Here is a 20,702-nt window from a genome sequence, read left to right as displayed (position 1 = left end):
CCTTCTTGCGTTTTTACTTTCACTCCACCACCCGGGGCTTTAAGTCCTTGTAGTGACACTCTCTATATGCGCGTCACACGCTTCGCGCCCGAATCCTCACATTCCCCCTTCGAAACCGCGCCGAACAGCGGTCAGTATAAAGTGCTAAAGACGCGCCCGGAGTACCCGCTGGTATGCTGGAACTCGCCGACGTTCGGGACGCGCGCGACCGGGTGGCCGAAACCGCCCGACGGACCCCGCTGGACTACTCGCACACGTTCTCGGAGATGACGGGCGCGGAGGTCCACCTGAAACTGGAGACCTTCCAGCGTACGGGTTCGTTCAAGATCCGGGGCGCGACCAACCGAATCGCGACGCTGTCCGACGACGAGCGAGCGGCGGGCGTGGTGACCGCGAGCGCGGGCAACCACGCCCAAGGGGTCGCGCTGGCCGCGACCAAGAGCGGGGTCGACGCGAAGATCGTGATGCCCGAAAACGCTCCGATATCGAAGGTGAAGGCGACCCGCGACTACGGCGCGACCGTCCTGCTCCACGGCGACGACTACAACGACGCACAGGAAAAGGCCCACGAGATCGAGACCGAGGAGGGCCGGACGTACGTCCACGCGTTCGACGACGAGATGGTGATGGCCGGACAGGGGACCATCGGTCTCGAGATCGTCGAGGACGCGCCCGACCTCGACACCGTGGTGGTTCCGATCGGCGGCGGCGGCCTGATCGCGGGCATCGCGACCGCGGTCAAGGCACAGCGACCCGACGCCCGCGTGATCGGCGTGCAAGCGGCGGGCGCGTCCAGCGCGGCCCAATCGCTCCGGAAGGGCGAGGTCCACACCCTCGAGTCGGTCGACACCATCGCGGACGGCATCGCCACCCGGAGCGTGGGCGAGAAGACGTTCGAGGTCATCCGCGAGCGCGTCGACGAGGTCGTGACGGTCTCGGACTCGGAGATCGCGGTCGCGCTGACCTATCTCCTCGAACGCGCGAAGACGCTGGTCGAGGGCGCGGGCGCGGTCGCGCTGGCCGCGCTGTTGTCGGAGGCGTTCGACTACGACGACGGGGAGGTGATCGTCCCGGCGCTCTGTGGGGGCAACATCGACATGAACACGCTCACGACGGTCATCATGCGCGGGCTGGTCGAGACCGGCCGGTACGTCAAGCTCCGGACCGTACTGAAAGACCGGCCGGGCGCGCTCGACGACCTGCTCGACGTCATCTCGGGCGAGCGGGCCAACATCTACGGCATCCAGCACGACCGGACCTCCCGGGACATCGCGATGAACGCCGCGGAGGTCGAACTCGACCTCGAAACGCGGGGGCCCGAACACGTCGAGACGCTGCTGGCGGCGCTCCGCGAGGAGGGCTTCGACGTCGAGGTGCTGGCGTAGGCTGGCTTGCCCAACTTTAAGTTACGGGGCGCGAACCAACAGGGTATGAAGCGAATCATCAGCACCAACGACGCACCCGAGGCGGTCGGGGCGTACAGTCAGGCGACGACGAACGGCGGCCTCGTGTTCACCGCGGGTCAGATCCCGCTGACGCCGGACGGCGACCTGCTCGACGACGAGGACGTCGCGGTCCAGACCCGCCAGAGCCTCGAGAACGTCAAGGCCATCCTCGAAGAGGAGGGGCTGACGATGCAGGACGTGCTGAAGGTGACGGTGTTCCTCGGCGACATCGACGACTTCGACGAGATGAACGACGCCTACAAGGAGTACTTCCAGGACAACCCGCCGGCCCGGAGCGCGGTCGAGGTGGGCGAGCTCCCGAAGGGCGTCGGCGTCGAGATCGAGGCCATCGCCAGCGCCGAGTGACGTGCGACCGCGCACGAAAGCCAGCCTCCTGTGGGGCGTCGTGGGCGTGTTCGCGTTTCTGGTCGCCCTTCAGGGGTACGAACTCTGGACCGGCTACCGCTACGCGCTCGCGGTGAAGTTCGGCGTCGCGGTCGCGGTCGGGGCGGGCGCGACCGGCCTCTCGTACGTCGCCGAACCCCGCCTCGTCGGGTAGAAAGGAAGATTTAAACGCCGGACCCGACTACGAACGGACGGGCCGGGATGGCCGAATGGCAAAGCGCACGCCTGGAAAGCGTGTCCCCTTACGGGGTTCTGGGTTCAAATCCCAGTCCCGGCGTTTCTCCGCGACCGACACCGCGAGCAGTTCGTCTGCTCGCGAACCCAGAGAGCGGTAGTCGGTATCGGCGCGGGATTCGAACCCCTGCCAGTCACAGCCACCGCAGGCGAACGAAGTGAGCCGAGGAGGACTGTCTGGCTCCGGGTTCAAATCCCAGTCCCGGCGTTTTCTCCGACCGCGAGGCTGTGAGCGCCGCGTGTGACCGACCGACCGACCCGAGTCCGCTTCGGCCGCCGCGCGGTGGCGGGACGGCACCCGAGCGACGGAGAATGTGTATATAAAGATGCGCTGACAGGGGTCGGCGCGTCGACGTTTTCGTGGTAACTGTTCCCAGATAATCGGCTCCGTCCGGGCACCTTCCGGCGAAATCGGCGAGTATCGTGTGACTTCAGGGCGTGGGAACCCGTGGCGGGAAAGTAAACATTTATATAGAATCACAATCATACTACGAGGTGAACCATGAGTCAGCGAATGCAGGGTCAGCCGATGATCGTAATGTCCGACGAGTCCCAGCGCGTCAAAGACAAAGACGCCCAGGAGCACAACATCACCGCGGCCCGCGCGGTCGCCGACGCGGTGCGCTCCACGCTCGGACCCAAAGGGATGGACAAGATGCTCGTCGACTCGATGGGCGACGTCACCATCACCAACGACGGCGTCACCATCCTCCAGGAGATGGACATCGACAACCCGACGGCCGAGATGATCATCGAGGTCGCCGAGACCCAGGAAGACGAGGCCGGCGACGGCACCACGACCGCCGTCGCGGTCACGGGTGAGCTCCTCAAGAACGCCGAGGACCTCCTCGAGCAGGACATCCACCCGACAGCGATCATCAAAGGCTTCCACCTCGCCAGCCAGAAGGCCCGCGAGGAGATCGACAACGTCGCCGAGAACGTCGACGTCGACGATCAGGACCTCCTCCGGAAGGTCGCCGAGACCTCCATGACCGGCAAGGGCGCCGAGCTCAACAAGGAGCGTCTCAGCGAGATCATCGTCGACGCGGTCGACCAGGTCACCGTCGAGGGCACCGTCGACCTCGAGTTCGTCAAGACCGAGACCCAGACCGGCCGGTCGTCCGGCGAGTCCGAGCTCCTGAAGGGTGCGGTCATCAGCAAGGACCCGGTTCACGACAACATGCCCACCAGCGCGGAGGACGCCGACATCCTCCTGCTGAACGAGGCCGTCGAGATCGAGGAGACCGACGTCGACACCTCGGTCAACATCGAGAACCCCGACCAGCTCCAGCAGTTCCTCGACCAGGAAGAAGAACAGCTCAAGCAGAAGGTCGACAAGATCGTCGAGACCGGCGCCGACATCGTCTTCTGCCAGAAGGGCATCGACGACATGGCCCAGCACTACCTCGCGAAAGAGGGCATCCTCGCGGTGCGCCGCGTCAAGAAGAGCGACGTCGGCTTCCTCAAGGAGGTTCTGGGCGCCAACGTCGTCTCGGACCTCGACAGCGCCACCGCCGAGGACCTCGGCCACGGCGACGTGACCCGCGACGACGGCGACGAGCTGTTCTACGTCGAGGGCGAGGACAGCCACGGCGTGACGCTCCTCCTGCGTGGCTCGACCGACCACGTCGTCGACGAGCTCGAACGCGGCGTCACCGACGCGCTCGACGTCGTGGCCCAGACGGTCTCGGACGGCCGCGTGGTCGCCGGCGGCGGCGCCATCGAGGTCGAGGTCGCGAGCCGACTCCGCGACTACGCCGACTCCGTCTCGGGCCGCGAGCAGCTCGCGGTCGAGGCGTTCGCTGACTCGCTCGAACTCGTCCCGCGCGTGCTCGCCGAGAACGCGGGTCTGGACTCCATCGACACGCTGGTCGACCTCCGGTCGGCCCACGAGTCCGGCGACGAGCGCGCCGGTCTCGACGTGTACAGCGGCGATGTCGAGGACACCTTCGACGCGGGCGTCGTCGAGCCCGCCCACTCGAAGGAGCAGGTCGCGTCCAGCGCCACCGAGGCCGCGAACCTCGTGCTCAAAATCGACGACATCATCTCCGCCGGCGACCTCTCCACCGACAAGGGTGACGACGAGGGCGGCGCCGGCGGCATGGGCGGCGGCATGGGCGGCATGGGCGGTATGGGCGGCGCGATGTAAGTTCGGTAGTAACCGAACTTCTCTGTCCGCCGAGTACCGTTCGCGGTGAGACACCGACCGGGCGACCGCCACCGCACAGCCCGCGACTGCGACTGCCTGGCTTCGGTCCCGACCGCCGGTCGACGGCGGTCCCGACCGCGTTCGACTTTTCGATTTCGTCGGCTCCGAGGAGCCTCGCCGACCGTTCGGTCCGAGAGCCCGACCAAAATTGCGCGATTCGCCGAGTTTTAGGTAGATTATAGTGGTCGCAGGCGGACCAGCCACGTATGGACACGCTCCTGCTCAATCAGGACGCCGTCGACGAGAACACGAAGATGGACGACGTGATCCGGGCGGTCGAGGACGCCTTCGCGGCGTACGCCCGCGGCGACGCCCAGATGCCCGCCAAGTCGTACATCGACCTGCCCCAGTACAACGGCGACTTCCGGTCGATGCCGGCCTATCTGGAGGCCGACGACTGGGACGCCGCCGGCATCAAGTGGGTCAACGTCCACCCCGACAACCCCGACGAGTTCGACCTCCCGACCGTGATGGGGACGATGGTGTACTCGAACCCCGAGACCGCGTTCCCGCTGGCGATCATGGACGGGACCGAACTCACGATGAAGCGGACGGGCGCGGCCGCCGCTGTCGCGACCGACTACCTCGCGGTCGAGGACGCCACCAAGATGGGCATCGTCGGGGCGGGCGTCCAGTCGTACACCCAACTGGAGGCCGTCGCGGCGATCCGACCCATCGAGGAGGTCGTCGTGAGCGACCTCGACGAGGAGCGGGTCGCGAAGTTCATCGACTACTTCGACGACGACTTCGACGTGCGGGCCGGCTCGATCGAGGAGGCCGCCCAGTGTGACGTGCTCTCGACGGTCACGCCCGTCGAGGACCCCGTCGTCTCCCGGGAGGCCATCGGCGAGCACACCCACGTCAACGCCATGGGCGCCGACGCCGAGGGCAAACACGAGCTCGCCGACGAGATCCTGCTCGACGCGAAGCTCGTCATCGACGACCACGCCCAGACCACCCACTCGGGCGAGATCAACGTCCCGTACCACGAGGGCGTGCTGGGCGACGACGACATCTACGGCGAGGTCGGCGACATCGTCGTCGGCGACATCGAGGGGCGCACGGACGACGACGGCATCACGGTGTTCGACAGCACCGGGCTCGCGATTCAGGACGTGGCCGCGGCCCACGTCGTCTACGAGCACGCCGACGAGAACGACAACGGCTACCCCTTCGATCTCATCGGCTCGGACGTCGAGTAGTCGGGCTACCGCGACCGCCCGCCGGGGAGGCGCTCGGTCGGCGCCGCGCGTCCGCACTCCCCTTCTCGTACGGCGCGTATCGACGACTGCACAGAGACGCGTTTTCGGCGGTTCGATCACCCGCGGCGAAGCAGGTTCACCAGCGTCGTCGCCGCCCGCGTCGCATTCCCCGAGCCGACGGGCGTCTGTTGTTCGCGCTCGTCGATCGCGGCCTCGAAGAGGCCGGCGACGTCCCGGAGGAACGGGCCGACGTCGTCGGCGCTGAGGTAGTCGAACCGGGGGTGGCGAACGACCGAGGCGACCGTCGCCGCCGCGGTCCCGGCGACCGAGGGGCGTTCGACCACCGGGTAGTGCTCGAAGAGGACGCTGTGGAGGTGGAGCAGTTCCCCCCGGAGCAGGTGGCCCGCGACGCCGACCTCGTAGTCGGGGTCGGTCGCCGGGCGCTTGCCCGCCGCCATCGCTCGGTAGAGGTTCGGGAAGTCGACGCCGGCCTGCACCGTGAACGGCAGCGACGACCAGAACCGCGGGTTCACCTCCATCAGCTCGAACTCGCCGGTCTCGTCGTCGTGCAGGAACTCGACCATCGCGAGCCCGTGCCAGTCGAGCTCGTCGAGCAGTCGCAGACCCGCCGCTTCGAGCGCGGGGATGTCGACCGACTCGCGGTAGGCGCTCGGGCCGCCGCAGTACTTGTAGCCCCGGAGCTGGCGGTGCTGGAACGTCGCGAGCGCCTCGCCCTCGTCGTAGAGCGCGAAGAAGCCGTACTCGTCGTTTCCGGGCACGTACTCCTGGACGATCGGAACGTGACCCATCTCGGCGACGATCGAGTCGCGGTCGGGCTTGCCGCCCGGCTCGACGTACCTCGTCGTGCCGTGGCGGTACTCGGCGGCCGACTCCGGGCCGACGTACTCGGCGGTCGGCAGGGTGTAGCGCGCCTTGACGATGACCTCCTCGTCCCACGTCGTCCAGTCGTCGAACCGTCGAGTCTCGGGCGCGGGGACGCCCGCCCGCTCGGCGGCCGCGAACAGTTCGACGCGGTCTTGGGCCCCGCGGAGGGTGTCGAGCGACGGCCACGGCGTCCCGACGTGGTCGGCAAACGCCGACCGGTGGGCCGCCAGCGCGTAGACGTCGGGCTCGCGGAGCGGGATCACCGTGCACACGTCCTCGCGCTCGGCGAGCTCCAGCAGTCGCCGGGCGTACGCCGAGAGGTCCTCGGTCGGGTCCGGGGCCGAGACCGTCTCGTCGACGTACCGCGACCGGAACGCCGGCGGGTCCTCGCGCTCCGAGACCGCGATCGTCCGGACGCCTTCCCGACCGAGCGCCCTGATGCAGGCGGTACTGCTCGGGACGTCGATGGCGGGAACCACGACGCTCGGTCCTTTCTCGTGTCTGTTTGCTCTCATTGCGTGGGTGCCACTTCGTGTAATACCTTTGTTATGAATCGGCTGTCGCGGACGATCGACCGACTCCGCCGGCCGCAGGCGGCTCCTACCGTCGAGAGCCGACGGCGTAAACGGCCCCTATCGACGGGGAAGCGAAATCTTACCGCCCGAGGGCGCGCGACAAGTGCCCACCGAGACGGGCGGCGGGCCGACTCCGAGGGGGTGTTCGACCCCGTGGGCGCGCCCGTCGGCGTCCCGCCCGCTAAGCTCGAAATCTGCGCCGGGCTCGCGGTCGCCAGACCCGCCGGGAGCCGGACCGATCTCGACGCGGCGAACGCGGTCGGCGCCCCGAACTGCCGTATTGAAAGACCTTTGGCCCTCGACTTCGTACGCTCGCCCAAGAGATACGTATGGGACGCCAAAACGGCTACGACCACCGAGAGATAGAGCGACGCTGGCAGGACCAGTGGGACGAGGCCGACGTGTTCCGGGTGCCAGACGACGCCGAGGACCCGGCGTACGTGCTGGCGATGTTCCCCTACACGTCCGGCCAGCTCCACATGGGCCACGTCCGGAACTACGCGATCACCGACGCTCTCGCCCGATACCGCCGGATGGACGGCGACGAGGTGCTCCACCCGATGGGGTGGGACTCGTTCGGACTGCCGGCCGAGAACGCCGCCAACGAACGGGACACGAACCCCCGAGAGTGGACCGAGCGGTGCATCGAACAGATGCGCGAGCAGTTCGAGGCGCTCGGGTTCGGCTACGACTGGGACCGGGAGGTGACCACCTGCGATCCCGACTACTATCGGTGGAACCAGTGGATCTTCAACCGGTTCCGCGAGGCGGGGCTGGTCGAGCGCCAGGCCGCGACGGTCAACTGGTGTCCGTCCTGCGAGACGGTGCTGGCCGACGAGCAGGTCGAGGGCGAGGCCGAACTCTGCTGGCGGTGTGACACGCCGGTCGAGGAGCGGGACCTCGACCAGTGGTTCTTCCGCACGACCGAGTACGCCGACGAACTGCTCGAGGACATCGACGAGTTGGACGGGTGGCCCACCAACGTCCGGGACATGCAGCGCAACTGGATCGGCCGGACCGAGGGCGCGGAGGTGCCCTTCGACGTCGAGACGCCCGACGCGACCGAGACCGTCCGGGCGTTCACCACCCGGCTCGATACGATCCACGGCGCGACGTTCTTCGCGCTCGCGCCCGACCACCCGCTCGCGGAGGCGGCCGCCGAGCGCGACGACGAGGTGGCCCACTTCGTCGAGCACGTCGCCGACCCGGACGGCGACGAGCCCCAGGGCGTCGCGACCGACATGACCGCCCGCAACCCCGTCACGGGCGAGGAGCTACCCGTCTTCGTCGCCGACTTCGTGCTCTCGGACATCGGCACCGGCGCGCTGATGGCGGTCCCCGGCCACGACGAGCGCGACCACGCGTTCGCCCAGTCCCACGACCTGCCGATCCGGCAGGTGATCGCCCCCGAGGACGGCGCGGATACCGAGGACGTCGACATCGAGGCGGCGCCCTACACCGAGGACGGCGTCCTCGTCAACTCCGGGGAGTACGACGGCCTGTCGAGCGAGCCGGCCCGCGAGCGGCTGACCGAGGAGGTCGACGGCGCCGAGTCGGCGGTCCAGTACCAGCTTCGGGACTGGGGCATCTCGCGCCAGCGCTACTGGGGGACGCCGATTCCGATCGTCCACTGCGAGGAGTGTGGGCCCGTCTCGGTCCCCGACGAACGGCTCCCGGTCGAGCTCCCGGAGTTCGTCCACACCACCGGCAACCCCCTCGACGCGGCCGAGGAGTGGAAGCACACGGAGTGTCCCGAGTGTGGCGGCCCCGCCGTCCGGGAGACCGACACGATGGACACCTTCGTCGACTCGTCGTGGTACTTCCTGCGGTTCACCTCGCCGGATCTCGACGACGCCCCGTTCGACGTCGAGCGCGCGAACGACTGGATGCCGGTCGACGAGTACGTCGGCGGCGTCGAGCACGCCGTGATGCACCTGCTGTACTCGCGGTTCGTCACGAAGGCGTTCGCGGACCTGGACCTGCTCGACCACCGCGAGCCGTTCGAGTCGCTCACCACGCAGGGGATGGTGCTTGGCGAGGACGGCGCGAAGATGTCGAAGTCGAGAGGAAACGGGGTCTCGCCCGAGCGCATCGTCTCCGAGTACGGCGCCGACACCGCCCGGCTGTTCGTCCTCCGGGCGGCCCGCCCCGACAAGGACTTCCCGTGGAGCGAGGAGGGCGTCCGGTCGTCTAACTCGTTCCTGAAGCGACTGCTCGAGATGGCCCGCGAAGTCGATCCGGACGCCGCGGCCGACGACCCCGACGACCCGGCCGCCGAGTACGTCGCCCGCGAGGTCGCCGCCACGGTCGAGGCGGCCACCGACCGCTTCGAGGAGATGGAGTTCAACCGGGCGGTCCAGGCGATCGACGAGATGGTGTCGCTTCTGGTGCGGTACCGCGACCGCGACGCGGTCGACTCCGGCGTCGTCGCCCGGGGCGTCGAGGTCGCCGTGAAGCTCCTCGCGCCCGTCGCGCCCCACGTCTGCGAGGAGTGCTGGACGGCGCTGGACGGGGAGGGCTTCGTCGCCGAGGCCAACTGGCCGACCCCCGACCGCGACGTGAGCGACCACGAGCAGGCGGTCCGGCTGGTCGAGCGGACCCGCGAGGACGTCCGGGACATCGTCGAGGTCGCCGGCATCGAGGAGCCGACCGCCATCGACGTGGTCACCGCGCCCGAGTGGATGCACGATGCGCTCGAACTCGCCCGCGACGACGACGGCGACGTGGTCGGCGCGGTGATGAGCGACGGGGACCTCCGCGAGCGCGGCGAGGCCGCCGCCGACTACGCGAAGGACCTCGCCGCCGCGGCGCCCGCGCTCCCGGAGGCGCTCGCGCCCGACCGCGAGCGTGCGACCCTCGAACGGGCCGCGTGGCTCGTCGAGTCGGAGTTCGACGCGCCGGTCCGGGTGCTCGCCGCCGAGGAGGCCGACGACGACCTCGCGAGCAAGGCCGAGCCCGGCCGACCCGCGATCCACGTTCACGAGAACTGAAGTGGCCCCGGCGTCTGGGCCAGCTCGTGGGCGCGTTCGCAGACGCGGTTCGCGACCGGCTCCGAGACGGCCTCGAACAGCGCCGCCCCTCGCTCGACTGGGAGACCGAGCGCTACCTCCGGCGGACCCCCGTCGACGTCGCGGGCCGGGACGCGACCCGGTTCGCGGCGGTCGAGGTGGAGTGGCGAAGGGCCGACCCTGTGAACAACACGGCGAAGCTGTTTTACTACGCCGAGGACGGCGAACTCGACGCGTACGACGACGTCGCGGTGATCCAGCTCTTTTCGGGCTACTACGATCTCGCGTCTGGCGGGGTGTCCTCGAAGCGCGAGGTCGCGGAGTTCGTGGGCGAGACCGCCGCGGAGTCGGTCGAGCGCGTCTCGTATCGTCCGGTCGCCCTCCCGATCGAACCCCCGAAGCGCGGGGGCGACCGCCCCGAGGGCTGGCGCGACCGAATCGACGAGACCGCCCGCGAGATCGCGTCACTCCTGTAGCTGTGCGGGCTCGCGCCCGAGCAACGGCCGGGCGTCGAGCCCGTAGACGACGCCGTACGAGATCGCGAGCGTCAGCGCGTAGGACGCGCCGGGCACCGCGAAAAACGGGAGCGCGAGCATCGACGTTCCGAGCAGATCGAGGACCGCGAGCGCGCCGAACGGCACCAGAAAGCCGAGCACGAGCAACAACAGCGTCACCTCGACGCGCCGGCCGTGAGCGCGCGGCGCTCGGCCGGCCGGCGACCGGACCGCGACCCAGCCGTATCCCGCGAGAAACGCCCCGAGCAGGACCGCGAGAAGCTCCCACCGCGCCGAGAGGGCGAACGCTCGCCCGGTCGCGGTCAGGTACCACCCGACGCCGAGGAACGCGAGCGCGAAGACGTAAAATCCCGTCACCGCCCACTGGACGCCGCCGACGAGTCGGGCCCGGACCGGCGAGACCGGCGCGGCGTCGGCGGCCGAGGCGGCGTCGCTCGCATCGTGCATGGGCGAGTCTCGACGCGGGGGCGAAAAACGCTGTCGGCGCGAGCTATTCGAGCGCGACGAGGTCGTCGTCGAGCATGTCGCTCAGCACGTCGCGGGCGTGGCCGTCGGGGTCGACGCCGTCGTAGACCGCCTTGACCTCCCCGTCGGCGAGGACGAAGGTGGTTCTGGCCGCCGCGCCCCGCGAGGTGTCGACGTCGAACGCCTCGGCGAGTTCGCGCTCGGGGTCGGCGAGCAGATCGAACCGGATCTCGTACTTCTCGGCGAACGCCTCGTGGCTCTCGACGTCGTCGGTCGAGACGCCGAACACCGAGACGCCGGCGTCGTGATAGCTCTCCAGTTCGGCGTCGAACTGCTCGGCCTCGGTCGTACAGCCGGGCGTGTCGTCGCGCGGATAGAAGTACACCACCGTCGGTTCCTCGAAATCGAGCGCGACGGTCTCGCCGCGCTGGTTCGTCGCTTCGACCGTCGGCGCGTCCGCGCCGGTTTCGAGCGTCATGGCTCGGGATTGACGGCGAGCGGGCAAGGAGCTTGTGCTTACGAGATGTCGATTCGGTGCGAGTCCTGATCGCCGGCCTTCGGGAGCGTGACCGTCAGCACGCCGTTGTGGTATCGCGCGGTGGCGCTCGCGGCCTCGACGGGTTCGGGAAGGGTCACCGAACGGCTCGCCGACTGGTGGCGACGCTCCCGGCGGATGTATCGGCCCTCGTCGGTGTCTTCGTCGGCCGCGGTCGACTCCTCGTGTTCGGCCTCGATCCGGAGCACGTCGTCCCGGATCGTCACCTCGATGTCGTCCTCGGCGAACCCCGGCAGGTCGGCGGTCGCGACGTACTCGTCGTCCCGGTCGGCGACGTCGACCGAGACCTCGCCGTCGCCGAGCGTCGACTGCCAGTCCGACTCGCCCATCGGCTGTTCGAACTGCCGGGACATTCGGTCTATCAGCTCTTCGAGCTCTTCGAACGGATTCCGTCGTTTTGTCATAGTATCCCCCACGGGCGTTCCCGCCCGGCGGAGGTTCGGCGCGCCCGGCCTTAAAAATTCGTTCGGATCAGTAGAGGACGTGCTCGGTGTCGTACGAGCCGAGCCGCCGGACCCAGCCGTTCTCGGCGATGTCTTCGAGCGCCGCGATGGCGGCCTGCGAGCGCTCCTCGTAGAGGCCCGCCGCGAAGTCGAGGTGGAACACGTAGTCGCCCAGGCGCTCGCCGCTCGGCCGGGACTCGACCCGCGTGAGGTTGATGTCCCGGTCGGCGAACGGTTCGAGCAGTTCGAGCAGCAGGCCGGGGTAGTTGGCGTTCGGATACACGACCAGCGAGGACTTCCCGCCGGCCTCGGACCGGTGGCTCGTGGGCGCGATGACGAAAAAGCGGGTCGCGTTCGACGTCCGGTCCTGAATCCCCTCGGCGACGATTTCCAGGTCCTCGCCCGCGTTGTCGGGGTGGCCGATGCCCGCGACCGTCGGGTCCTCGCGGGCGCGCTCGACCCCGCGGGCGGTGCTGGCGACCGCTTCGAGGTCGGCGTCGGGGTACTCGGATTCGAGGTACGACCGACACTGAGCGAGCGCCTGCGAGTGGCTGGCGATCGTCGAGAAGTTCCCGCTCTGGGCGAGCAGGGCGTGGCGGATCGGGGTGACGACTTCCCGAACGACCGAGACCTCGCGGTCGGCCAGCGCGTCGAGCGTCTCGGTCACGCTTCCCTCGATGCTGTTCTCGATGGGGACGACCCCGCGCTCGAACGACTCGTCGGCGACCGCTTCGACGATGGCGGTGACCGACTCCCGGAACTCGACGTCGTCGGCCACCGCGCTGGCGGCCCGGTGGGAGTAGGTCCCGGCCGGACCGAGCGTGACTGCTTGCATGTGGCGGTGTGTTTCGCTGTTGAGGACAAAAGGCCGTCGGGTCTGACAGCGTTCGAGAGCCCCGACGGCTCCGGGGCGGCGAGTCGTCTCTCGGTCTCCGGACGGTCGGGGGAAATCCGCGGAGTCGGCGGGCGGCTCCTACCGGTTCAGCGTGTGGATCGCGTGGTCGAGCGCGTTCTCGGCGGCCTCCATCACGGCCTCCGAGAGGGTCGGGTGGGTGTGGATGGTCGAGGCGACGTCCTCGAGCGTCGCGCCCATCTCGATGGCGAATCCGAGTTCGGCGATCAGTTCGGAGGCCTCCGGCCCGACGATCTGGGCGCCCAGCAGGAAGCCGCTTGGCTCGTCGGCGACGACCCGGACGAACCCCTCGGCGTGGCCGGTGGTGAGCGCTCGTCCCGAGGCGTTGAACGGGAACTGTCCGACCGTCGGCTCGAAGCCCTCCTCGTCGGCCTCGGCCTCGGTCAGGCCCACGGTGGCGATTTCGGGGTCGGTGAACACCGCGGCGGGAACCGCCTGATAGTCGAGGGCCGCGGGCTCGCCCGCGATGACCTCGGCGGCGACCTGCCCCTCCTTGCTCGCCTTGTGGGCCAGCATCGGCTCGCCCGCAACGTCGCCGACCGCGAAGACGTGCTCGACGTTCGACCGGGCGCGGTCGTCGGTCTCGATGAATCCGGCGTCGGTCGTCTCGACCCCCGCGTTCGACAGTTCGAGGGTGTCGGTGACGGGCTCGCGGCCGACCGCCACGAGGACCTTCTCGGCGCCGAACTCCGAGACCTCGCCGTCCTCGTCTTCGGTCGCGACGGTGATCCCGTCGCCGGCCTCCTCCCAGCCGCTGGCGGCCTCGCCGAAGTGAAAGTCGACGCCAAGCGACTCGGCGTTCTTCTTGACCGGGCGCGCGAGGTCGTCCTCGTAGGCCGGTAGCACCGAGTCGAGCATCTCGACGACGGTCACGTCGGTCCCGAGCTTGGCGAACACGCCCGCCAGCTCCATCCCGATGTAGCCCGCGCCGACGATGACCAGACTTTCGGGCACCGCCTCTAGCGCCAGCGCCTGCCGGGAGTCGAGGACCTGCTCGTCGCCGAAGTCGAAGCCCGGCACCTCGATGGGGCGACTTCCAGTCGAAACGATGGCGTGTTCGAACTCGACGGTCTCGGCGCCCTGCCCGTCGCCGCCGTGGACGACGCGCGCGGAGTTCTCGCCGGCGAACTCCGCGCGACCCTCCATCAGCTCGACGCCGTTGGCCTTACAGAGCTTCTCGACGCCGCCGGTGAGCTGGTCGACCACGCCGTCTTTCCACCCGACCATCTCGCCCATCTCGACCTCGGGGTCTGCGTAGATTCCCATCTCCTCGGCGTGGCCGGCCTCGTGGGCCAGATCCGAGGCCGTGATCATCGCCTTCGACGGGATACAGCCGTAGTTGAGACAGGTCCCGCCGTAGGCGTCTTTCTCGACCAGCGTCACGTCGAGGTCGAGCTGGCCCGCCCGGATCGCGGCGACGTAGCCGCCCGGTCCCGCGCCGATTACTAACACGTCCGTGCCCGTAGAGATGTCTCCGACGACCATGTGGTCGGTAAATCGGGCTACCCGGTGAAAAATCAGGCGGGTTTTGCGACGGCGAGTGGGCGGTCGGCCGCGAACGGCCGGCCCGGCCCCGCCGACTCAGTAGCCCAGAGACTCGCGGACGAGCACGACCGTCGTCCGGTCGTCGTCGTTCTCGTAGCGGTAGATGAGCTGTTTGGCGATCGCGCTCGGCGCGCCGTACACGTCCTCGGCGCGGGCGTCTTCGAGGGGGTAGGCGACGTTCTCGAGGCGGTTGAGCGCGGCGTCGAGGTCGTCGACGACCTTGTTCGCGCCGGTGATCAGCAGGAGGTTGGCGGCCGCGAACGGGTAGGCGCCGATCCGGCTTCCCGAGGCGTCGGCCGCGACGAGTTCGCCCGACTGGGCGACGGCATTGACGCCGCCGAGGAAGTAGTCGGCCGTCTGGGCCTCGCGGCGCGCGGCGGCGCGCTCGGCGTCGTCGTCGATGTCGAAGACCTCCGCGTGGAGGTTCTGCCAGTCGTGGTCGCCGTCCATCAGGTAGTCGTCGAACCCGATCTCCTCGAGCGTCGTGGAGTGGCCGTTCATCACCGAGGCGCCCTCGGGGATTCGGGATTTGAGCTCCGCCAGTGCGTCCTCGGCGGTGTCGACCACGACGACCCCGAAGCCGCGGTCTTCGAGGTTCGAGACCGCCGTTTCGAGTTCGTCGTCGGTGGGGAGTTCGTCGAGCGATTCGTCGTAGGAGACGTCGTCCGCGTAGGCCGCTTTGTCGTGTTCCATGGGTAAATCTCCGGGACGCGCCGGCTCGACTTCTCGGAGCCGAGCGACGCGTCGCTCTTCGACCGGACGTACTCGCGCCGACACCATAAGCGCTCGCGGACGCGAACGTCGCCAGACGGCATCGGGGTTGCCGGGTGACGCGCCCGTAACTACCGGGGGTCGCGGCGGGTCGCTTACGCCACGCGCTCGACTTCGTAGCCCGCCTCGCGGACCGACTCGACGATGGTCCGGGCGTGGCCGGACCCGTTGGTGACGACCTGAAAGACGAGGTACGCCTCGCCGACCCGGAGGTCGTCGACCGCCCGGTCGTGGCGGACGGTCCGGATGTTCGCGCCGGTGTCGCCGATCAGCCCCGACAGGGTGGTCATCTCGCCGGGCTGGTCCTCGATCCGGATCCGGAGCCGGACCAGCTGACTGCGCTCGGTCAGCGCCTGTGTGAGCACCGTCTGGAGCATCGACATGTCGATGTTGCCCCCCGACAACACCGGGACCACGGTCTCGTCCGCGACGTCGAGGTCGGACGAGAGCAGCGCCGCGACCGACGACGCTCCAGCGGCCTCGACCAGTTGCTTGGCGCGTTCGAGCAACACGAGCTCCGCGCGAGCGATCTCGTCGTCGCTGACGGTCACCACCTCGTCGACGTGGTCGTCGATGAGTCCGAGCGTCAGCTCCGAGATGCCGCCGGTGGCGATGCCGTCGGCGATCGTCTTCGGCGAGTCGATCGAGGCCGGAATCCCCTTATCGAGGCTCTCGGGCACGGTCGCGGCCTGCTCGGCCTGGACGCCCACCACGCGGATCTCCGGGTCGAGTTCGGCCAGCGCGGCGCTGGCGCCGCCGATCAGCCCGCCCCCGCCGATCGGGACGACGACGGTGTCGACGTCGGGCAGTTGCTCGTGGATTTCGAGGCCGATGGTCCCCTGTCCGGCGACGATGGCGGGGTCGTCGTAGGCGTGGACGAACGCGGTGTCGTCGGCCTCGGTCAGCGACTCGGCGTACTCCATCGCGCCCTGAAAGTCCCGGCCCCGGAGCTCGACGGTCGCGCCGTACTCGCGGGTGGCATCGACCTTCGCCTGCGGGGCGTTCTCGGGCATCACGATCGTCGCGTCGACGCCGGCGGTGGTCGCGGCCAGCGCGACCCCTTGGGCGTGGTTGCCCGCGCTCGCGGCCACGACCCGGGCGGCGTCGCCGGCCTCGACGACCTGTTTGATCTTGTTCGAGGCCCCCCGGGTCTTGAACGAGCCGGTGCGCTGGAGGTGCTCCATCTTGAGCTCGACCTCGGCGCCGGTCATCTCGCTCAGCGACCGGCTCCGTTCGATCGGGGTGCGCTGGACGACCGACTCGTCGAAGCGCTCGCGGGCGGCCTCGACGTCGGTCAGCGTGACTCCGGTCATATTTGCCAGTGGCGGGAGGCGACCTAAAGTACTTTCTCAGTCGCCCCGCCGACGGGCGCGTCGCCCGTCGCGGTGTCGGTCGGCTCCTCGACCACGCTCACCCGACGGTCACGCGGCGTCGTCGTCCGGGCGAGAGACCGGCTCGACGCGAAACACGTAGTCCCCGGCGGCGGCGTCGAGGTTCGCGGGGCTCTCCTCGGCGGTGTGTGCTCGACACAGGAAGGCCCGCGCCTCGACGGTGCCGTGGCCGGTCTCCTCTTGGTAGCGTTCGAGGACGACGAACTCCGGCGGGTCTCACACCCGCGACGGTGACACGACTCGGGCGGGGCCGCGCTTTCGGGCTCGCGTTCGCGGTCGGCGTCTGTGTCTCCCATCTCCCGTATCCCTTTGGCGGACTGCGCCATAACAGTGTGGTCGAGACGCGTCCCGAACGCGGGTCGCGAACGGAGCGTGCGCGCTCGGCCGCTCCGTGCTCGCCGGACGACCGCGGTGGGGCGGAGACGGGCGATCCCGACCTACTCCAGCAAGAGGAGTTCGGGATTCTCGACGTACTCCATGAACGTGTTGGCGAACGCCGCGGCGTCGGCGCCGTCGACGATCCGGTGGTCGATGGTCAGCGAAATGGGGAGGGTGTGCTTCGCCACGACCTCGCCGTCTTCCACGACGGGCCGCTGTTTCAGCTCGCCGATGCCGAGGATCCCCACTTCGGGGTGGTTGAGGATGGGCGTGGCGTACTCGCCGCCGATGGCGCCGAAGTTGGTGACGGTGAACGTCGAGCCCTGTAGCTCCTCGCGGGCGATCGAGCGGTCCCGGGCCTTCTGGACCAGTTCGTTGACCTCGCTCGATATCTGGAGCAGGCCCTTCCCGTCGACGTTCTCGACGACCGGCACCATCAGGCCGGCGTCGGTCGCGGTCGCGACCCCGACGTTGTAGTAGTTCTTGCGCAGGATCTCGCCGGCCTCCTCGTCGAGTTCGGCGTTGAGCTTGGGGTGGCGCTTGAGCGCCGCGACGACCGCCTTCATCACGAACGGCATGTAGGTCAGCCGGATGCCCTGCTCGTCGGCTCTGGGCTTGAGCCGCTCGCGGGTCGCGACCAGCTCGTCGACCACCGCGGTGTCGTGGTGGGTGACGTGGGGCGCGGTGAACTTCGAATTCGACATCGCCTCGCCGATGGTCTTGCGGACGCCCTTGTACTGGACGCGCTCGACCCGCTCGCCCGACTCGGCGCCGGCGCCGGGCGATCCCGCGGCGTCGGCGCGCTGGGCGCGCTGTTGGGCCTCGGCGTACTCCCGGACGGCCTGTTCGGTGACGAACGCCTCGCCGTCGCGCTGTTCGGTCGCGGGGACCGCGTTCAGGTCGACGCCCCGCTCGTCGGCGATCCGCCGCGTCGCGGGGGCGGCCAGCGTCCGGTCGCGGTCGGCCGACTCGGCGGGCGCCGAGAAGTCCTCGGTCGTGGGCTGAGCGCCCTGTTCGCGGGTCGCCGCGACGTCGTCGCCGACCGGCTCCTCGGCCGCCGCGAGCGCCTCGTCGCGCTCGTCGGCGCCGTCGTCTGAAGTGTCGGAGCTCTCGCCCGATTCGGCGGCGGCGCGCACGTCCCGGTCGGTCACGCGACCGCTCGGGCCCGAGCCCTCGACCGCGGCGATGTCGACGCCGAGCTCGCGGGCGAGTCGGCGGGCGCTCGGGGCGGCGAACACCCGTCCCTCGCCGGTCGAGACCTCCTCGGAGTCGCCGGCGTCCGGGGCCGTCGGTTCGGCGTCGGCCTCGGAGTCGGCTTCGCCGGCGCGCTTCGCTTCGCCCTCGGTCTGGTCTTCGACCGGTTCGCCCTCCACGTCGAAGGTGATGATGACGTCGCCGACCGGGACGACCTCCCCCTCCGCGGGGATGATCTCCCGCACCGTGCCGTTCACCGGCGAGGGGACTTCGACGATCGCCTTGTCGGTCTCGACCTCGGCGACCGGCTGGTCCTCCGAGACCGGGTCGCCCTCCTCGACCAGCCAGGTGACGATCTCGCCCTCGCTGACGCCTTCGCCGACGTCGGGAAGTTTGAATTCGCGTACCATGTTAGAAGCTCACCGCGTCGCGGATGCCTTCCTTGATCCGGGCCGGCTCCGGCAGGTAGTAGTCTTCGAGCGCGTACAGCGGGAACGGCGTGTCGAAGCCGGTGATGCGCTCGACCGGCGCCTCCTGATACAACAGCGCCTCCTCCTGGATAATCGAGGCGATCTCGCCGCCGAGACCGCCCGACTTCGGCGCCTCGTGGACCACCGCGGCCCGCCCGGTCTTCTTGAACGATTCGACGATGGTCTCCTCGTCGAGCGGCGAGATCGTCCGGAGGTCGACGACCTCGACGTCGATCTCGCCCTCGAGTTGCTCGGCGGCTTCGAGCGTCGGCCGGGTCATCGCGCCCCACGTAAACACCGAGACGTCCGATCCCTCCCGGCGGACCGCGGCTTCGCCGATCGGCACCTCGTAGGAGTCGGTCGGCACGTCGCCCCGGAACGCCCGGTAGATGAGCTTCGGTTCGAGGAACATCACCGGATCGGGGTCCCGGATGGCCGACGCGAGCAGGCCCTTGGTGTCGTAGGGCGTGCTCGGGATGACCACCTTCAGCCCGGGCTGGTGGGCGAAAAACGCCTCCGTCGACTCGGAGTGGTGCTCGGGCGCCCGGATCCCGCCGCCGTAGGGCGCACGGATCACCATCGGACAGGTGAACCGTCCGCGGCTCCGGGTGCGCAGGCGCGCGACGTGGCTCACGATCTGGTCGAACGCGGGGTAGATGAATCCGAGAAACTGGATCTCGGGCACGGGCTTCAGGCCGTAGGCGGCCATCCCGACCGCGGTGCCCACGATGCCCGATTCGGCGAGCGGCGTGTCGATCACGCGATCGTCGCCGAACTCGTCGTAGAGGCCCTCGGTGGCCCGGAACACGCCGCCGTTCTTGCCGACGTCCTCGCCCATCACGAGCACGTCTTCGTCCCGCTCCATCTCGGTGTGCAGGCCGTCTCGAACCGCCTGCACCAGCGTGAGGTTCTCGGTCGCTTGCTCTGAGTCTGGCTGGCTCATAGTTAGTCCTCCAGCAACGCGTCGTCGCCGTACTGTTCGCGGACGCGGTCGAACCACTCCAGCTGTTCCTGGAGCCGTCCGGGCATCCCCTCGTAGACGTGGGCGAACATCTCCTCGGGGTCGGGGCGTTCGACCGCCTCGGCGGCGTCGATGGCGTCGGCGACCCGTTGTTCGTTCTCCCGTTCGATGGTCTCGATCTTCTCGTCGTCGAGCGCGCCCCGATCGCGCAGGAACGACTCCAGCCGGGGGATCGGGTCTTTCTGCTTCCAGCGCTCGACCTCGTCGTCGTCGCGATACACCGACGGGTCGTCGGCGGTGGTGTGGGCGCCAAAGCGGTACTGGACCGCCTCGATCAGCGTCGGCCGTTGCTCGTCGTCGCCGGGGTCTTTGGCCTTCTCGACGGCGTCTCTGGTCACCTTGTACACCGCGAGGGGGTCCATCCCGTCGACCTGCACGCCCTCGAAGCCGTACGCCTGGGCCTTCTGGGCGATGGTCTCGCTGGCGGTCTGGCGCTCGCGGGGCACCGAGATCGCCCACTGATTGTTGTTACAGAAGAACACCGACGGCGTGTCGAACACGCCCGCGAAGTTCAGTCCCTCGTGGAAGTCGCCCTCGGAGGTGGCGCCGTCGCCGAAGTAACAGAGGAAGGCGTTGTCGTCGCCCTTGAGCTTCGAGGCCCACGACGCCCCCGTCGCGTGGGGGATCTGGGTCGCGATGGGAACCGCGACCGTGAAGATGTTGGCGTCGTCGGGGACGGCATTGCCCTGTTCGTGGCCCATCCAGTACAGCAGGGTCTGTTTCAGCGACAGCCCCCGAACCAGCGCCGCGCCGTGCTCGCGGTAGCTCGGGAACAGCCAGTCGCCGTCGTCGAGCGCGTGGGCGCTACCGATCTGTGCGCCCTCCTGGCCCGACAGCGGCGGGTACGTCCCCATCCGGCCCTGGCGCTGGAGGCTGACCGCCCGCTCGTCGAAGTGACGGGCCAGCCGCATCTGCTGGTACATCTCTACCATCCGGTCGTCGGAGAGGTCGGGGACCTCCGCGCCCTCGACGACGTTGCCGTCCTCGTCCAGTACCTGTACGCGGTCCTGGGGGTCTCGATGTACGACGCTCACGGTCGAACCCATCCTGACATATTCAATAGGTCATCCGCACGCA

Annotated in this window: 19 protein-coding genes and 1 tRNA gene; 9 read left to right on the top strand and 11 right to left on the bottom strand. The window is 69.0% G+C overall.

The window, feature by feature from the left end; translation table 11 throughout:
- Positions 1 to 173 precede the first annotated feature (173 nt).
- The 6 genes from ilvA (EPL04_RS00225) (at position 174) to EPL04_RS00200 (ending at position 5,495) form a co-directional block, all read left to right on the top strand.
- Positions 174 to 1,385: a threonine ammonia-lyase gene (ilvA, locus tag EPL04_RS00225; protein WP_134668339.1), complete on the top strand. Its 1,212-nt coding sequence runs from the start codon at positions 174 to 176 to the stop codon at positions 1,383 to 1,385.
- Positions 1,386 to 1,430: 45 nt separating this feature from the next.
- Entirely contained in the window at positions 1,431 to 1,811 is a 381-nt protein-coding gene (locus tag EPL04_RS00220) for a Rid family detoxifying hydrolase (RefSeq protein ID WP_134668337.1), read from the top strand.
- Position 1,812: 1 nt separating this feature from the next.
- The gene (locus EPL04_RS00215; RefSeq protein ID WP_134668336.1) at positions 1,813 to 2,004 is read left to right on the top strand and encodes a hypothetical protein; all 192 of its coding nucleotides are present in this window, start codon (positions 1,813 to 1,815) and stop codon (positions 2,002 to 2,004) included.
- Between the two features lie 41 nt (positions 2,005 to 2,045).
- Positions 2,046 to 2,127 (top strand) — tRNA-Ser (locus EPL04_RS00210).
- 459 nt (positions 2,128 to 2,586) lie between these two features.
- Positions 2,587 to 4,233 (top strand): thermosome subunit beta, encoded by a 1,647-nt coding sequence (gene thsB, locus EPL04_RS00205; RefSeq protein ID WP_134668334.1) that lies wholly within the window; start codon positions 2,587 to 2,589, stop codon positions 4,231 to 4,233.
- Between the two features lie 266 nt (positions 4,234 to 4,499).
- Positions 4,500 to 5,495 carry an ornithine cyclodeaminase family protein gene (locus EPL04_RS00200; RefSeq protein ID WP_134668332.1) on the top strand — a complete coding sequence of 332 codons (996 nt, stop codon included), beginning with the start codon at positions 4,500 to 4,502 and terminating at the stop codon, positions 5,493 to 5,495.
- Positions 5,496 to 5,611: 116 nt separating this feature from the next.
- On the opposite strand, the gene EPL04_RS00195 is transcribed toward EPL04_RS00200, so the two are convergent.
- Positions 5,612 to 6,895 (bottom strand): carboxylate--amine ligase, encoded by a 1,284-nt coding sequence (locus EPL04_RS00195; protein ID WP_209019533.1) that lies wholly within the window; start codon positions 6,893 to 6,895, stop codon positions 5,612 to 5,614.
- Between the two features lie 389 nt (positions 6,896 to 7,284).
- On the opposite strand from EPL04_RS00195, the gene leuS reads away from it, so the two are divergent.
- Complete coding sequence (gene leuS / locus EPL04_RS00190) at positions 7,285 to 9,945, top strand: leucine--tRNA ligase (RefSeq protein WP_134668331.1); 2,661 nt, start codon at positions 7,285 to 7,287, stop codon at positions 9,943 to 9,945.
- A 26-nt stretch (positions 9,946 to 9,971) separates the two neighbouring features.
- Positions 9,972 to 10,439 (top strand): hypothetical protein, encoded by a 468-nt coding sequence (locus tag EPL04_RS00185; protein ID WP_134668329.1) that lies wholly within the window; start codon positions 9,972 to 9,974, stop codon positions 10,437 to 10,439.
- Here EPL04_RS00185 and EPL04_RS00180 read toward each other — a convergent pair.
- The 7 genes from EPL04_RS00180 to ilvA (EPL04_RS00150) form a co-directional block, all read right to left on the bottom strand.
- A complete protein-coding gene (locus EPL04_RS00180) occupies positions 10,428 to 10,925 on the bottom strand; it encodes a hypothetical protein (protein WP_134668327.1) in 498 nt (165 codons plus the stop codon). The two genes, EPL04_RS00185 and EPL04_RS00180, sit on opposite strands and share 12 nt — an antisense overlap.
- 43 nt (positions 10,926 to 10,968) lie before the next feature.
- Positions 10,969 to 11,421, bottom strand: coding sequence for a peroxiredoxin (locus EPL04_RS00175; RefSeq protein ID WP_134668325.1), 453 nt, complete (start codon positions 11,419 to 11,421; stop codon positions 10,969 to 10,971).
- A 38-nt stretch (positions 11,422 to 11,459) separates the two neighbouring features.
- The gene (locus EPL04_RS00170; protein ID WP_134668323.1) at positions 11,460 to 11,903 is read right to left on the bottom strand and encodes an Hsp20/alpha crystallin family protein; all 444 of its coding nucleotides are present in this window, start codon (positions 11,901 to 11,903) and stop codon (positions 11,460 to 11,462) included.
- A gap of 67 nt (positions 11,904 to 11,970) precedes the next feature.
- A complete protein-coding gene (gene pheA / locus EPL04_RS00165) occupies positions 11,971 to 12,777 on the bottom strand; it encodes a prephenate dehydratase (RefSeq protein WP_134668322.1) in 807 nt (268 codons plus the stop codon).
- A 138-nt stretch (positions 12,778 to 12,915) separates the two neighbouring features.
- Positions 12,916 to 14,340 carry a dihydrolipoyl dehydrogenase gene (gene lpdA / locus EPL04_RS00160; RefSeq protein WP_134668320.1) on the bottom strand — a complete coding sequence of 475 codons (1,425 nt, stop codon included), beginning with the start codon at positions 14,338 to 14,340 and terminating at the stop codon, positions 12,916 to 12,918.
- A gap of 96 nt (positions 14,341 to 14,436) precedes the next feature.
- On the bottom strand, positions 14,437 to 15,093 hold the full coding sequence (locus EPL04_RS00155) for a lactate utilization protein (RefSeq protein ID WP_134668318.1): 657 nt from the start codon (positions 15,091 to 15,093) through the stop codon (positions 14,437 to 14,439).
- A 173-nt stretch (positions 15,094 to 15,266) separates the two neighbouring features.
- Positions 15,267 to 16,484 (bottom strand): threonine ammonia-lyase, encoded by a 1,218-nt coding sequence (gene ilvA, locus EPL04_RS00150; protein WP_134668316.1) that lies wholly within the window; start codon positions 16,482 to 16,484, stop codon positions 15,267 to 15,269.
- Positions 16,485 to 16,556: 72 nt separating this feature from the next.
- On the opposite strand from ilvA (EPL04_RS00150), the gene EPL04_RS18515 reads away from it, so the two are divergent.
- A complete protein-coding gene (locus tag EPL04_RS18515) occupies positions 16,557 to 16,796 on the top strand; it encodes a hypothetical protein (protein ID WP_167599377.1) in 240 nt (79 codons plus the stop codon).
- Between the two features lie 203 nt (positions 16,797 to 16,999).
- On the opposite strand, the gene EPL04_RS00140 is transcribed toward EPL04_RS18515, so the two are convergent.
- From EPL04_RS00140 to pdhA, 3 genes are read right to left on the bottom strand one after another with little or no spacing between them, the layout of a single operon-like run.
- Positions 17,000 to 18,544 (bottom strand): 2-oxo acid dehydrogenase subunit E2, encoded by a 1,545-nt coding sequence (locus EPL04_RS00140; protein ID WP_134668315.1) that lies wholly within the window; start codon positions 18,542 to 18,544, stop codon positions 17,000 to 17,002.
- A gap of 1 nt (position 18,545) precedes the next feature.
- Positions 18,546 to 19,547 carry an alpha-ketoacid dehydrogenase subunit beta gene (locus tag EPL04_RS00135; RefSeq protein WP_134668313.1) on the bottom strand — a complete coding sequence of 334 codons (1,002 nt, stop codon included), beginning with the start codon at positions 19,545 to 19,547 and terminating at the stop codon, positions 18,546 to 18,548.
- 2 nt (positions 19,548 to 19,549) lie between these two features.
- Positions 19,550 to 20,659 carry a pyruvate dehydrogenase (acetyl-transferring) E1 component subunit alpha gene (gene pdhA, locus EPL04_RS00130; protein WP_134668311.1) on the bottom strand — a complete coding sequence of 370 codons (1,110 nt, stop codon included), beginning with the start codon at positions 20,657 to 20,659 and terminating at the stop codon, positions 19,550 to 19,552.
- Positions 20,660 to 20,702 lie beyond the last annotated feature (43 nt).

The organism is Halorussus marinus (assembly GCF_004521895.1).
Taxonomy (GTDB): Archaea; Halobacteriota; Halobacteria; order Halobacteriales; family Haladaptataceae; genus Halorussus; species Halorussus marinus.
This window is presented reverse-complemented; position numbering and strand designations above follow the sequence as displayed.